Origin of the sequence: Glutamicibacter sp. 0426 (genome assembly GCF_001906485.1) — a bacterium.
Lineage (GTDB): Bacteria > Actinomycetota > Actinomycetes > Actinomycetales > Micrococcaceae > Glutamicibacter > Glutamicibacter nicotianae.
This window is the reverse complement of the sequence record NZ_MPBI01000002.1, coordinates 154,202-168,236: the sequence shown is the minus strand read 5'-3', so window position 1 is coordinate 168,236 and position 14,035 is coordinate 154,202. Positions and strand designations below refer to the sequence as shown.

Annotated in this window: 15 protein-coding genes and 2 pseudogenes; 7 read left to right on the top strand and 10 right to left on the bottom strand. The window is 58.3% G+C overall.

All coding sequences use genetic code 11. The features are described 5' to 3' along the window. The first annotated feature begins 110 nt into the window (after positions 1–110). Complete coding sequence (locus BKX98_RS06290) at positions 111–1,145, top strand: NAD(P)/FAD-dependent oxidoreductase (RefSeq protein ID WP_073706829.1); 1,035 nt, start codon at positions 111–113, stop codon at positions 1,143–1,145. 9 nt (positions 1,146–1,154) lie between these two features. On the opposite strand, the gene BKX98_RS06285 is transcribed toward BKX98_RS06290, so the two are convergent. Beyond that, positions 1,155–3,116, bottom strand: a complete 1,962-nt coding sequence (locus BKX98_RS06285; protein ID WP_143181045.1) for a hypothetical protein — start codon at positions 3,114–3,116, stop codon at positions 1,155–1,157. Between the two features lie 107 nt (positions 3,117–3,223). Here BKX98_RS06285 and purU point away from each other — a divergent pair, with 107 nt between their 5' ends. Both purU and BKX98_RS17000 read left to right on the top strand, forming a co-directional pair. Further along, a complete protein-coding gene (gene purU, locus BKX98_RS06280; protein ID WP_073706577.1) occupies positions 3,224–4,066 on the top strand; it encodes a formyltetrahydrofolate deformylase in 843 nt (280 codons plus the stop codon). 2 nt (positions 4,067–4,068) lie between these two features. Further along, complete coding sequence (locus BKX98_RS17000) at positions 4,069–4,215, top strand: hypothetical protein (protein ID WP_158024669.1); 147 nt, start codon at positions 4,069–4,071, stop codon at positions 4,213–4,215. An 18-nt stretch (positions 4,216–4,233) separates the two neighbouring features. Here BKX98_RS17000 and BKX98_RS17210 read toward each other — a convergent pair whose 3' ends face one another. Then, complete coding sequence (locus BKX98_RS17210; protein ID WP_233125299.1) at positions 4,234–4,401, bottom strand: hypothetical protein; 168 nt, start codon at positions 4,399–4,401, stop codon at positions 4,234–4,236. Here BKX98_RS17210 and BKX98_RS06275 point away from each other — a divergent pair. Then, entirely contained in the window at positions 4,390–4,980 is a 591-nt protein-coding gene (locus tag BKX98_RS06275; RefSeq protein ID WP_233125298.1) for a DUF1266 domain-containing protein, read from the top strand. The two genes, BKX98_RS17210 and BKX98_RS06275, sit on opposite strands and share 12 nt — an antisense overlap. Positions 4,981–5,033: 53 nt before the next feature. After that, positions 5,034–5,552 (top strand): gamma carbonic anhydrase family protein, encoded by a 519-nt coding sequence (locus BKX98_RS06270; RefSeq protein ID WP_073706575.1) that lies wholly within the window; start codon positions 5,034–5,036, stop codon positions 5,550–5,552. A 72-nt stretch (positions 5,553–5,624) separates the two neighbouring features. Here BKX98_RS06270 and BKX98_RS06265 read toward each other — a convergent pair. Both BKX98_RS06265 and BKX98_RS06260 read right to left on the bottom strand, forming a co-directional pair. Further along, a pseudogene (locus tag BKX98_RS06265) lies at positions 5,625–6,362 on the bottom strand (IS256 family transposase); the annotation flags it as partial. Between the two features lie 112 nt (positions 6,363–6,474). Then, on the bottom strand, positions 6,475–6,786 hold the full coding sequence (locus BKX98_RS06260) for a MerR family transcriptional regulator (RefSeq protein ID WP_052253536.1): 312 nt from the start codon (positions 6,784–6,786) through the stop codon (positions 6,475–6,477). A gap of 128 nt (positions 6,787–6,914) precedes the next feature. On the opposite strand from BKX98_RS06260, the gene BKX98_RS06255 reads away from it, so the two are divergent. Further along, positions 6,915–7,349, top strand: a complete 435-nt coding sequence (locus BKX98_RS06255) for an Hsp20/alpha crystallin family protein (protein WP_073706573.1) — start codon at positions 6,915–6,917, stop codon at positions 7,347–7,349. Positions 7,350–7,740: 391 nt separating this feature from the next. Beyond that, entirely contained in the window at positions 7,741–7,980 is a 240-nt protein-coding gene (locus BKX98_RS06250) for a hypothetical protein (RefSeq protein WP_022874873.1), read from the top strand. Positions 7,981–8,444: 464 nt separating this feature from the next. On the opposite strand, the gene BKX98_RS06245 is transcribed toward BKX98_RS06250, so the two are convergent. The 6 genes and pseudogenes from BKX98_RS06245 to BKX98_RS06220 form a co-directional block, all read right to left on the bottom strand. After that, on the bottom strand, positions 8,445–8,936 hold the full coding sequence (locus BKX98_RS06245) for a hypothetical protein (RefSeq protein ID WP_143181044.1): 492 nt from the start codon (positions 8,934–8,936) through the stop codon (positions 8,445–8,447). A 5-nt stretch (positions 8,937–8,941) separates the two neighbouring features. Beyond that, positions 8,942–9,607 (bottom strand): hypothetical protein, encoded by a 666-nt coding sequence (locus BKX98_RS06240; RefSeq protein ID WP_073706571.1) that lies wholly within the window; start codon positions 9,605–9,607, stop codon positions 8,942–8,944. Between the two features lie 163 nt (positions 9,608–9,770). Beyond that, positions 9,771–10,641 (bottom strand): annotated as a pseudogene (locus BKX98_RS06235) (GyrI-like domain-containing protein). 288 nt (positions 10,642–10,929) lie between these two features. Continuing rightward, on the bottom strand, positions 10,930–11,532 hold the full coding sequence (locus tag BKX98_RS06230) for a toll/interleukin-1 receptor domain-containing protein (RefSeq protein WP_073706570.1): 603 nt from the start codon (positions 11,530–11,532) through the stop codon (positions 10,930–10,932). Between the two features lie 332 nt (positions 11,533–11,864). Then, positions 11,865–12,491 carry a HEPN domain-containing protein gene (locus tag BKX98_RS06225; protein ID WP_143181043.1) on the bottom strand — a complete coding sequence of 209 codons (627 nt, stop codon included), beginning with the start codon at positions 12,489–12,491 and terminating at the stop codon, positions 11,865–11,867. Next, a complete protein-coding gene (locus BKX98_RS06220; RefSeq protein WP_083586660.1) occupies positions 12,484–13,710 on the bottom strand; it encodes a DUF262 domain-containing protein in 1,227 nt (408 codons plus the stop codon). The genes BKX98_RS06225 and BKX98_RS06220 overlap by 8 nt, the downstream gene beginning before the upstream one ends. Positions 13,711–14,035: the final 325 nt, after the last annotated feature.

Genomic DNA, 14,035 nt, shown 5'->3' with positions numbered 1-14,035 from the left:
GCTCGCACGATTAGCTCCCTGGTGGTTACCCACCTAACGCCAGTCACGCCCTCCAGTGTAGCGAAAATGGCCTCGGGAATGACTTTGAAGTGTGCAGGGTTACCTTGATTGTGTACTCGACAATCGTGATCGGCGCAGGGCAAGCCGGGCTTGCCGCCGCCTACCATCTGGCCAAGCGCGGCATCGACTTCCTGGTGCTCGATGCGAACCCGGGGCCCGGCGGGGCGTGGCAGCATCGCTGGGATGCCCTGACCCTGGGCACCGCGCACCATATCCACCCCTTGCCGGATTTCCCGCTTGAGGTGCAGGATTCCACGCGGCCGGCCTCCCAAGTGGTCTCCGAATACTATGCGGAATACGAGAGGCGTTTCTCGTTGCCGGTACGCCATGGCGCACCGGTGACCTCGGTGACGCGGGACGGCGAGAACTTCGTGGTGCACGCCGATGCCGAGTACCGGGCCCGGACAATTATCAACGCCACCGGCACCTGGACCAACCCGTTCTGGCCGGTCTACCCCGGGCAGTTCGACGGCCCGCAGGTGCACACCAACGGCTTCCGTTCCCCGCAGCAGTTCGCCGGGCAGCGGGTGCTGGTGGTCGGGGCCGGGGCCAGCGCCACCCAGTTCATCGTGCAGCTTCGCGCGGCCGGGGTGGACACCCTGTGGTCCACGCGCAGCGCCCCGGACTGGCGCGAAGAGCCCACCGGCGCGGAGTGGGGACTGGAAGTGGAGCGCCAGGTCAACGAGCGCACCAGCGCGGGACTGCCGCCGAAGTCGGTGGTGGGCACCACCGGGCTGCTGCTCACGCCGGCGATGCGTGCAGGAATCGCCTCCGGTGCACTGGTCTCGCGCGGGAAGATCGACCATCTGGAATCCGATGCGGTGGTCTTCACCGACGGGTCACGCGAGAAGATCGATGCGATCCTGTGGGCCACCGGTTTCCGCCATGCCCACCGGCATTTGCGCGAGCTGAAGCTGCACACCGCGGCCGGCGGCATCCTGCTGGAGGACGGGGTCGCGGCGGTAGAGGTGCCGGGGTTGTTCTTCGTCGGCTATGGCGCATCGGCCTCGACGCTGGGCGCTACCCGGGCTGGGAGGAAGGCGGCGCTGGCGGCCAGCAAATTCCTGTCCGCGGTTGCGGTATAGCCTGCAGAGTTACTTCTTGCTGACCTTGGTGACCACGGTGGTGTAGCCGGGTTTCGAAGCCGTCACCCACACGCCTAAGGTCTTCCGGGCATCGGCTTTGACGACCTTGTAGTTCGGCTTGGTGGCCTTGGGGATGATCTTTCCGGAGCGCGTCCATTGGTAGGAGATCTTCACGTTTTTAGTGTTGTAGCTGCCTGCCGTGGCTTTCAAAGTCTTGCCGGTGGATTTCTTGCCGTTGATCACCGGCTTCTTCATCACCTTGAGCTTGGCTGGTGCGATCTTCCCTGTCGCAGTGCTGGTCACGGTCTTGGTGGTGTAGTTGGTCTTGGCATAGGCCACCGAGACTGAGATCCGTTGGTTCAGATCTGCGGGTTTGAGCGTATATGTTTTTGCCGTGGCACCCTTGATCTTCTTGCCGCCGCGCAGCCACTGGTACTTCGTGGACTGGGCGGCTGGAGCCGGCATAGCGGCGTTGGCGGTGAGTTTCGAACCGACTTTTGCCGTTCCGGAGACCTTTGGCTTGACAACCGTGATGGTTCCCTTGGCGACTTTCACCGCGCTGCTGGTCGGCAGCCAGACCGATTCTCCATCCGCAGCATGCATTGTAACCCGTACAGAGATCTTGCGATTGGCGTAGGACTGAGGCGGGGTATAGGTTTTCGCGGTAGCCCGCGGAATCTCGAAACCGTCGACTAGCCACTGATAACGGCGTTCAAAGTCCGGGAAGTATGCGGAATCGAGGGAAGCGGTGAGCTTGTATCCCACGATTTTGCTGCCGCTGATCGTTGGTTTGGCAATCGAGGCCACCGTGGCGGCGATCGGTGCGCCGTACTTCATTGTCCCTTGTGCCGAGGGGACCCATACTTCGCCGTTTTGACGAACCGCTTTCGTCTCGTAGCTCAGCGCGATGACTTTATTAGTGTCCTCGCGCACCAGCTGGTAGCTCTCCCCCACCGCATCTGGAATTGGTTCCCCGTTGCGGGTCCACTGCAGGGCAGTGTATGGGTAGTTGGTCGTGGGTGCCAGCAAGGAATCGCCGACTACCGCCGCATCATGGCCCGCCAGCGACGGGTTCCTATTCAGTGAGATCCTGCCAAGCTGGACGGTATCGCGCACGCCAATGTGCCAGCTGGCTGCGTAGCTGACAGACTTCAGGTTGTCCTGTCCGGGGATCACCGCCTCAAAGTCGGTGAGTTCTGTCCTCAATCCCGCGAATCCGGCTTTATTCGCGGTGAATCCGGTGGGGCTGATCTGACCCAGGATTCGTTCGCCGGTATATTCCCACGGCCTGAGCACACGGCCATCCACCGTTATCACCGGTTCAATTTCCGCACTGGCACCGATCTTCAGTTCGATGAGCGGCTTGGTGTAGCTGGCGAGATCCAATTTTTCCAGATTGGACAGGTCCTTGGCCCACCGGTAATCCGTTGAACTCGTGGCCAGCACTTCAAGCTCCTTCAGTCCCGAAAGCTGGCCTAGCCCCGCCAGTTGCACCTGCTGCCCCTTGGGGAATGTCAGAGACAGGGATTCCAGCACTGGCAGCTGTGCCAATTCCGGGATGATTTCCTGTGGAGCTTTGCTGATCCGAACCGATTTCAACTGGGGGTTAGCCGCCAGGACTTCCAGACCACCGAGCACTTGATCCTTCTGGGTGTCGATGCCGATCCACTGAATATCGCCCGTCATCGGCAGTTCCTGCAACGACGTCACATTCTTGCAGGATAATCCCACGACGACACTGGCGGTCTCATCCGTGTGTTCAAAGCAGTCTGCAGGACTGATAAGACCCTGCGCCGGAGGCACGAGCCCGGCGAAAACCAAGGCTGTTGCCCCCACTACCGAAGCAAAACGATGCAACAACCCCATGTGTTTCCCCAAGCGTGAATATGCCAAATTTATAGACATCATGCCATAGCTTTGCCAAGCACCTATCATCGGTTCGTAAGATGCCATTGACGGCGCATCAAGCATGCCTCTGGGTGCGATTGCTGCTGGTGATTGTGTTTTCTCGATGCATGACTATGTAACTCCACCGTGACGAATGTGCGTACAGCGCGTCAGCCGGTTAATCTCAATGCATGAACAATTTCATCGTCACCCTATCTTGCATCGACCGCCCTGGCATCGTCCACGCCATTTCCGGAGGTCTGCTGGGTGCCGGTTGCAATATCACCGAGTCCCAGCAGTTCCTCTCGCCGGAGACCGGCACCTTCTTCATGCGCATCGAGGTCGCCACCGAGCAGTCGCTGGCGCAGATCCGCGCGGGGCTCGCACCGATCCGCGACGACTTCCACATGGCGCTGCGCGTGGATGACGGCACCAAGCGCACCCGCACCATGCTCATGTGCTCTAAGGCCGGGCATGCGCTCAACGATCTGCTGTTCGCCCAGCGTGCCGGCACCTTGCCCATCGATGTGCCGGTGATCGTTTCCAACCACCTGGATCTGAAACCGATGGCCGACTTCTACGGTGTGGAGTTCGTGCACTTGCCGGTGACCAAGGAGAACAAGTCGCAGGCCGAGGCCGAGCTGCTGTCCATCGCGGATAAATACGACATCGAGCTGGTGGTGCTCGCCCGCTACATGCAGATCCTCTCGGATTCGCTGTGCGAGCGCATGGAAGGCCGAGTCATCAATATTCACCACTCCTTCCTGCCGTCTTTCAAGGGTGCCAAGCCCTACCACCAGGCTTACGCCCGCGGTGTGAAGCTGATCGGCGCCACCGCGCACTACGTCACCGCTGACTTGGACGAGGGCCCGATCATCGACCAGGAAGTCACCCACGTCTCGCATACCCGCACGGCCGAGCAGCTTGTTGAGCTGGGGCGCAGCGTGGAAGGCCGGACGCTGACCCGCGCCGTGCAGTGGCATGCCGAGCACCGGGTAATGCTTGACGGCCAGCGCACCATCGTCTTCTCCTGAGCATGGATTATGCAGCGCTGGCAGTCATCGCCTTGCTGGTTGCAGCCTCGGCGTGCTGGCCATTGCTCAAGGCTTTGGGCAAGCACCGCAAGGCATTGAGGGCACAGGCTCTGCAGCTGCCAGAGCACCATCGGCCGCGCTACCAATAAGCGCTGGCCTGGGATCCGCTATCTTTTCCGCTGGCCATAAGCAGCGGTTATGCGCTGTGCCGAGGTGCGGACCTCGATGAGTTCCTCTTCCCTGATGCGGAAGAAGAACGAATTATCCTGGCCGAATCGTGGGGCATCTTCAATGACGGAGATGCCGTCCAGGTGCTCTGGTCCTTGCTGTCCCACGGGCACCGCTCCGACTGGCAGCGCTCCCGGGAGCTGGTCAACGCCGGCGGAGCCGCCTTGGCCCAGCAGCGCAAGGTACTTGTCAGCCGGGCGCGGACATCCGAGGAAGCACGCGAAGAATTGCTGTCGTTGCGCCGGTTGCAGCGCAATGAGCGCGGCGTGCAGGAACTTGATTTCCTAGTCTGGGATCTTTCACGCGCCGTCATGGTCGCCCGCTCCGCGGCCACCTGCGGCTTCTTGGATCAACGCGTAGCCCAGGACGTCGCCTTGCAGGCAGCGTCGTATGCGCAGCAAAACTATGGTTCGTGGGATGAATTCGCGAAGGCATTTGATACCGCGCGCTGGTTCTGGCGCGCGCAGCAGGATAGCGCGCTGGATGATGCTCACGACGTGCATCGGACGCAGGTTCTCACCAGCCTTGAGGGCCCTTTCGCACAGGTGGATTTCAACGCACCGGTACCGACCAGCCAGCTGCTGCTCCTCGAGGCCGCGCGGGAATTGGGACTGTCGTTGCGCGCCGACGAGGAGGATCGGGACTGGCAGCGTGCACTGGTGGTCGCGGCCCGCTCGCGGACTTGAGATCTTCGGTAGTGAACTCGCTGTAGCAATGCTTGGCCATTACAGTAGGTGAAATGACGCACATTATTACCATTGACGGCGCGACCCCGAAGGTCGGCCAGGACGTTTTCGTAGCCCCTACCGCCACCTTGAGCGGCGATGTCGAGCTGGCTGACCGTGCCAGCGCCTTCTACGGTGTTTCCGTGCGCGGCGATTCGGCGCCGATTCGTGTAGGCGAAGGCACCAACTTGCAGGACAACGTCGTGCTGCACGCCGATGAAGGTTTTCCTTGCACCCTGGGCGCGGGCATCTCGGTGGGCCACTCGGCAGTGGTGCACGGCGCCAGCGTGGGCGATGGCTGCCTGATCGGCATGAGCGCCACCGTCATGAACGGTGCCGTAATCGGTGAGCAGTCGCTGGTTGCCGCCGGTGCGCTGGTGCTGGAAGGCACGCAGGTTCCTCCGCGTTCGCTGGTTGCCGGTGTCCCTGCCAAGGTCCGCCGCGAGCTGAGCGAAGAGGAAGTCGCCGGCTTGAAGACCAACGCCGATCACTACCTCGTTCTGGCTGCCAAGCATCTGGAAGCCAACGCCTAGAGTTTTCAAGGAGCTTGTCAGTTTGTTTGTGTAAGCCCCTAGTCACATCCGTTATTCAGGGCTTCGTAACAATCAATTCAAATACGGCTCAATCCGCTCCGGGTAAGCCATCGCCAACTGCTGCAAGGCCTGCTTCCAGCCGCTCGTCCCAGCCCCTTCCACCAGATGCGCTCCAGCACCGGCCCGCGGGGTCCGACCCTTCTTCTTCGCATCCTTGAACCGCTCTCTTGCCCGCTTGTCCTCGATATTGCAGATCGCCATCCACAGCATCTTCACCGCCGCCGCATCGATAAGGAAATCGCCTCGGGACTTGGTGACCTTGCGCAGCTGATAGTTCATCGACTCAATCGCATTCGTCGTGTAAATGACCTTCCGCAACTCGGGCGGGAACTCCAAAAACGGGGTGAACCGCTCCCACGCGTTGCGCCAGGTGGCCACCGCCGATGGAAACTTCCTGCCCAGCTCGGATGCCTCGAAATCATCCAACGCCTTGCCCGCGGATTCGATGCTCGGAGCGGTGTAAATCGTCTTAAACTGCTTGCTGACCGCCTTGTGGTCACCGTAGGAGACAAACCGGTTCGCCGCCCGGATCAGGTGCACCACGCAGGTCTGCACGGTTGCCCGCGCCCAGGTCGCCTCGATCGCCTCGGGGAACCCGGTCAGTCCGTCGCAGCAGGCAATCAGCACGTCATTGACCCCGCGGTTGGCCAATTGCGCGCAGACTTGCGCCCAGAACTTCGCGCCCTCGTTCTCGGTGACCCAGATGCCCAGCACGTGCTTGATGCCTTCCACGGTGACGCCGATCAGCAAGGACCACTGCCAAGTGCTCGAGCAGAACGTGCACCTTCAGGCTCCGCGGCGCCTAGGCAAGAATTCGTCGGCACCCTGCCGAGAAGCATAGACCCTCAACGGTCTTGATGATTCAATCCGCGCCTTGCCGATGAGACTGCTTTGCAAGTGCCTTACGCAACGCCTCATTTTCAGATTCCAGCTCCAAGATGATGCCAATGCCCGCCAAATTCACGCCTCGATCAATCAACTCTGAGATTTGCTGCAACCGAGCTAAATCCTTGGCTTGATACCTGCGCGTGCCACCGCTGGTACGTGACGGGGTGATCAAACCACGCAACTCATACAACCGCACTGTTTGCACACTCACTCCCACACTCTGGGCAGCGGTAGCAATCGAATGCGATCCAGCAACAGGAACGGAGCGAGGCGAATTTTTTGTCATTTTTTACTTTCAATAGGCTTGCATGAACTCAGAATCCCATGCTATAAAATCTACATCGTTAGACATAGATCTAACGGAAAGTGAATTGCAGCATCGTAGAGAGTCACACCAGAAAGGAATGAGTTCAGATGATGCAGACCGAGGTACTTCGCGATTTCGACCGCTTGGTACAGCGAGCTTTCAACACCCAGCTCAGCTCCGAACCTGTCCACCCAATGCCAATGGAGGCTTGGAAGGACGACACCGGATTTCACGCTGAGTTCGACCTGCCAGGGGTCGACGCCGAGCAGATCGACATGGCAGTGGAAAAGAACATCCTGACCATCCGCGCTGAACGCGCCAAACCAGGAGACCGCCAGCACATCGCCGGCTCGGAACGACTCTGGGGCCATTTCACCCGGGAACTTATCCTTGGGGATCATTTGGACACTGAAAGTATCCAGGCCACCTACGTGGATGGCGTGCTACGTGTCGACATCGCTGTCGCCGAGAGTGCCAAACCTCGCCGGATTCAGGTCGCGGTCGGCCAAGGCAAGAAGAACCCCAAGGAAATCACCAGTTAACCCAAGAAAGGCCCCTTGGAGGCCTGTGCGGAGATGATGTGTCATGTCTGCCCACATTGATTCGGAACTTGATCCGCTGGTCGCTGATGACGAGTTGCTTCTGGCCATATACGAGCTCGAGCTATCCACAGCTTCCCGTCAGCATCAGCCGCCTCGATCGCACCTTTGCACCTCGATCGAGGATGTTCCGCGGCCCAGTCAGCGGTGCCCGGAAGGAACCAACGAAGTACGAACAATTCAACGTTCGGTGCGTCGGGCGGGTCCCGTCCGGGTGTATTCACGCTCGCCACCGAACAAGAGAGGACTCCCGGGGAAACTTCTAAGGAGTGGTTGATTCGGGGGTGCGTCCGGAACGCACCGGACGCACCCTGGCAACGAAAGGATCAGCACCATGCGTGAATCATTGCTCAACGTCCACCTCAATGACGAGCAAATCGAAGTTCTCAATGCTGCGCTGTGCGCCTACCGAGACCATTTCAGCGAGCTTCTTGAGTTGAACGAAGAAGCAGAAGGACCGCAAGCTCGCGAGAACAACAAGTACTGGCAGAGCAAAGTCCACGCGATTCAAGAAATGATCGATCAAGTCAACGACTCACTGTATGGTTCCCAACCCCGGGAAGGGCCTCAATAACACCCAGACATTCCGCCACCGCACACTATTCACCTATCTGCCTGTTGATCGTCGACCTTCGAGTGTTGGAATAGGCGTTTCGAGGCTAGGTACCGTGTTTAGGAGACTGATCGAATATAGGTCATCGAGCCGGCGGCCTGCTGCAGCGCGTGCTCCGCGATCCTGCGAATGATCTCGCGGACCGTGGAGCACGCGCAAATGAATCAGCATGGTCAGTGCCCCTGCTGCGGCATCGCCCAAAGGCGTGTGCGCCGCGATGTCGGGGAGCGGTTGGGCGAGACTGAGTGGATTAATCCGCGTTTCCCAGCTCGCGGAGCGTTTCAAGGGTACGTTCGGTGCCGGCTATCCGATGTGCCCAGATCACGAGCCTGCTATCGGCCCTCATGTATCTCAGTCATGCTTCCCATCGCGACCGGCTGGCGATGTGGCTCGATTCCCCGCGCCCGGTAAGCACCTTTTCCGCGTCAGCGGCACGCATCTTGGCTTCCTGCGGCGTTGGGGTCCCCTGGTGCCGGCTTACTCGCGCGTATCCGATAATTGCCATAGCAACAACGGGACTTTGAGCCCTTCGACCTAATCTTCTCCCAATCAAGAATGATGCTCACCTGCGAGCCGGTAAGCCCGGCCTGCTGTTCCGGCGGGCTACCGTTCGGTTTCCGTTCGCTCATCAGCAAAGCCATGAAACCAACAAGCCGCCGCCGCTCGGGTTTCAGATCTTCCCATTCACCGCTTACCGGCTCCGCTTCTGTTGAAGCATCTTCCGTCGGTAGTCCATCTTCTTCGGAATGGAGATCCTCGTTTTCCGGGTGGCTGTCCTCTTCTTCGGAGTGGTGATCATCTTCGTCCGGCGGGTCATCCTCGATGTCCTCGTCACCGGGTCTGTCTTTCGCCCAATCCGACTTGCTGTCCTCATCATCCCAGCCACTGGTTTCCTCACCGGCGAACTGGGCATCCACGTCCTTCAACCCCTGCCGATTACCGGCAACGGTGGAAGGATTATCCAGATTCGCGGAGGAAGAACACGAACGAGATACTCAACCAGCCCCTTGCGCATCCCGCGCTTGAAGATCCCGATCCCGTCCAGCAGGGCCTTCAGCGGGCGCTTGCCGGCCTTGACCTGCGCGACCAGGTCGTTGATGTGCTTGCGCGCCGATTTCGGCTCCGACCACAGGAACGCCGCGGACTCGGCCTGCAGCTGCCGCTTCTTCGCTTCGGCCGCTTTCCCTTCACCCAGGTCCTTGCGCACCGAATGCAGCTTCATCGCCGCCGAGGCGACCAGCCGCGGATCGATGTCCGGGTCCTCGAACTGGGCGGCGAGCTCCGGCAACCACGGGGCAGTTGGTTCTCCTGCTTCGTCCACGCCGCCGAGCAGGCAGTCGGCCTGCACCAGCCGGGCGTCCGCGGTGCTGCGCGGGATATCCAGCCATCCGATCATCAACCCTTTGGCATCCTTGAAATGCGTGCGCCCCGTGGTGGTACGCCCCTTCGCCGCATCGATCTCCTCGATGGTGGGGTCGGGCCCGAGGTCCGTGATGGCCTGGAAGGATTCCTGGTCCAGCTTGTGGGCACCGGTAGTGCGCAGTGCGGCGGCAGCGTGGACCTGGGTGCGGGTGAGTTCTTGGGTCATGTCTTCGGTGAGCAGCGCGAGATAGGCGCCGGGTCGCTGAAGCGGCCAACGCTTTGGCGTCGGCCAGGTCCTTCAGTGCTTGCGCGATGTCTGTGCTCATGGGAACCAGGATGCCCCGCAGCATCGGAACTGCGGGGCAAGCGCGTGCGAGCTGTGGACAGACTTAGTTATCGGTTTCCACCGGCAGCCACAGCTCGCAGGTGGCGGTACTATAGTCCTCAGCGCGATCCAGCACGGCGACAATGGACGGTCCTTCGCGCAAGCGCCACGGATTGGACGGGAACCACGCGGTGGCAGTGGAGGCATAGAGTTCCTGCAACGCTGACGGATAGGGTCCCGAAGCGCTGAAGACCGCCCATTGGCCGGCAGGAACCTGGATCGTGTCCAGATCCTGGGGCACGTCACTGCCACCGGATACTGCCACGCCGTGCAGGTAGGTCAGCTCGCTGCCCTCACGGTAATCGGGGTCCACCTGTGCGCTGATCTGCAGCAAGCCGGCAGGTTCTGCGGACGACAGCTCCTTGAGCCGGGCGTGCTCGGCCACCGGGATGGAGGCAATGTGGGCCTACATTATGCGGGTTGGGACCGTTGTGGATCAGCGGTACCTTTGCGGCCTATCCGATGAGTTGGAATTCTTCTCGATCTACTATTCGTGCATCCATGGGGCGATTCCCTTCGACTGTCAGGCTGAACCTGAGGACTGGCTGGCTTCGAAGGGGGCCACCTGATGTCCGGGCATCAGCGGTGCTGGTGCCGTGCACGGAACGGAAGGCCCGCCCGAAGGCTTCGGCCGATCCGTATCCGTAGCGCGTTGCTATGTTTAGCAGGTTGTCGCCGGCTAGCAGATCGGCTGCTGCCATGCTCATCCGGCGTCTGCGGATGTACTCGGAGATAGGCATGCCTGCCAGTGAGGAGAACATCCGCCGGATGTGGTATTCGGTGGTGCCGTCGGTGCGCACCAGTGCCGCGAGGTCGATCTCGTCGCGCAGGTGCGCCTCGATGTGCTCGATGAGCCGATTCAGAATTCCGATCATGTGTCCACCCTTCACCATCCACTATCCCGAGGGGAAGCATAGTCGCGCCCGACTTTTGCAGTTCTTTCCGATCAGCTGGGTCGAAGACTCTAATCTTGAGCATCAGCTTCGGCCACATCAAAATCAAGCGGGAATAGCGGAACAACATAGGCAAAGCATTTACCCTTGGTTGTTAATATGCGGTCCGTCATCATACGGTAGCCGAGGCCCAACGAGCTCTGTCGGGACAAAATTTGATGTCAAATGAATCGGCCTCAATTTTATCAACGAAGGCTTGGACAAGGCGGTTTAGAACGGAACCCCCCCGCCGTCTTCCCACTTGCACTTGTTACACCGGACGCCCACATACAGTTCCTCCCTGTTGTGATCCACCTGGCTCCATTGCTCCACATCGCTTATGACCGCTCCACAGTCAGGACACCCGACATATGCACCGTAACCTGGGACATAAGCTACTTCGATCCCCCAGGATTCAAAAGTCTTTTGTACTGCCATGATCAGTTTAGTATCGTTGTTCAGCCCAAGGATCTCGGAGGCTATGTGCGAGTGATCATTCCGCGCATCGATCCACTTCTTGAACTTCAGCGTGGGAGGCAAATCAGTATCGTCAAGAATGACGACAACAAAACGAGAAGGCTGGTTGTGGAACATCCCCCAAGCAGTAACTCTTTCGGACGTAACCCAGTCCGCAACCGCAGCGTCTTTAGACCAGAACAACACGAAAGTATCTGTAATTCCCAACGCCATGTCTATATCGTGTGGGATGACTGCTCCATTCGTGATGCTTACTTCGTCGTAAAAAGGGTCAGCACCCATCATCAGGAGTTCAGCCATAACCTGACGGACAATTGGCTTATCAATGGAGGAGTGAGAGAGAAAGACCTTTGTCATGCCACTTACATTACCTACTCTGAGTCCGGCCCTGCCCTAATTCGGTGATCGCCTGATGAACACACCCCTACGTGGACTTCGAAGCCGGGGGACATTGATAGGCCGACGGTTGGTCAACTGCGACTACGTCAACCCCGTCACCGTCTCATGCGGGGCAACTATACGGTCAATTCTGGCTTGGACGGGGATTCTGAAACTAATCCCCGCGTGCCTCCCCAGAGCTCCCCGGTAGTTTCAAAACGACCGCTTCTCGTTCACCAAAGTTTGTTTTCTCGGCAGAGTGCGAATCTGAAGGGATCTCGAACGATGTACAACTGACGCGTTACTGCACCCTAAGCAGAAATTTCAGCGACCACTGCTTCGATCCGGATGACGGTGTTCGCCGCCTGGTTCACCCATTCTCGGACATTGGCCGGATATTCTTCACCTGAGAGGGAGTTGTCATTCCCACTAAATAGTGAGGTATGCCCAGCTGCACCGCGTTTCACCCCTAGAGTTGTTAGTGCGGACATCTCAACTCCCGCTGCATCATCTATAACGCCCCACTCAATCCCGACTAGCTTGGCAAGATCCCGGACGTTTTCCATTTTTAATCCATGATTCTTTTTGATCACGCTCGTGACGTGCTCAAGCGCCTGAGGATTTGACATAAAGCCTAGCCAATTTCGCTTACTGTACGTTGGAAGAAAATTGACTCCCCACTCCATCGATGCAGCGTAGAAAGGGAGGATCTCCCGTGGAATGGGCTTGTCGCTTGAGATCAATTCCAGAGCTCTATTGAAGTGCTCTATGAAAATGTTCTCAATTCGTTCCTCTAGCACTGCATGACACAGGAGGAGATAAGCCCGAGTCCGTGTTCGCTCGTCCGCGCTGAGCGGATCCGGCGGTGCCGTTGTAACCGTGCTCAATAGGGTGTTATCGATTTCGGCGATTTCAGCCAGCAACGGATGATTAGTCACGCTGGAGTGCACCTGGAAGCTCATAGGAAACACCCGTCGATTCCTGCACAATGGAATGCCAAGCTCGGTGGCGGGTAATGAAAGCGCTAGCAGTTTTGGTCGTTGTGCTGACAGATCTAACGAATGTCTCGTCTGTAACACAAAGTTGTTTGAACGCGCTAATAACCTGGTCTGGTCGCGTGGCTATTGCCTTGCGTACGTGGGGAAAACTCAGAGAATAGACCTGTACGTCAAATAGAGCACGATTGAGAGCTCGCTCCCAGTGTCCAGTCCCTGTGGTGGTGCCTGTTCCGCTCCATTTACGGCAGAAATGCTTATCGAATAGTTCTTGCCCGAGTTGTAACGCCGCGTTGAAGTTACTGTTCGCCGCGCTCAGACTTTCTTCTACTGTGGTCCATTTCTCGCTCAAATGGCGCGATGTGTCATCGAGAAAGGTTTTCAGGTTACCGCGGTATGGCAGTGGCGATGTACTAAATGCGATGTGTCGCAGTAGTAGCTCTGCATCAATCATGCGGCGATCCGGATGCTCAATCCCGAGAAGGTTCTGTAATTCCTTAGAGTTTCCAGAAGTTGCATCAATCCATTGCATAAAGGGGCCGGGAATGAGCGCCTGTCGCAATTCTTGCGGCGACAGAGCGACGCTACCGGTGTTGAGCCTTAAGAACAGTGACAGTAACAGCGATTCTGAATTCCAATTGCTCAGCACGACGGTGCGAATAGTAGCGTTCTCGAGTGCGCTGAAAGAATCAGGCCGGCTAATTTCTAGATCTTTGACAGTTTTCCGGTTCAGTTCTGTCAGCACTTCCAGACCCGTCAAAGTGAGAGGATCAAAGTTCGAGTCCCGCTCTTCATTTGGATCCGCGAAATACTGTCGGAGAGCTAGCAAACGCTGTTTGCCGTCGAGAACAAAGTACTGACCACGTTGACCGGGTTTCTCAGCGAGTACGATCTGAGGGATTGGGAAACCTAGGACTATCGATTCGATTAGTTTGCTCTTACGATTAGCAAGCCAGGCGTTACGACGCTGAAAGGTTGGGTCTAAATCAATTCGTCCTTTACGCATCTGGTTAACGAGCGTGTCTACGGTCCAGTCAGCACCACTCACAGAGGCTGAGAAACCGTTGGACGGTGGGAGCGCGTCATCTTCAGATTCACCTTGATTTGGGATGAGTCCGATTAGTTGTTCTTCTATGCCCTGCTGAACTGGATCGATAGTCACTCCGCAATCATGACAGGAATACAGCCTCTTTGCACTTCGTGTGAACGCATTGTTGCCCAAGCGATATCGCCCGGAGAGCGAAAATTCGGGTCCTTCAGATTCCAGATTTGGATTAACAAGGGAACTCAGTTGAACGCCGTAGCAAGGTTCTCCATTGTGCAGTCCCACATGTCGACGGGTCCGCCGTCATCGAATACACCAAACTTTCCAGCGCGTTCAGCGGGGCCCGCGGCTTGGCCTGTGCAGAGATAGCCGTGCCATGCCTTGTTCAAGACGATGAATTTCCACCAGCCGGTCTGACTATAGCCGATTCAATTGCCGGGTC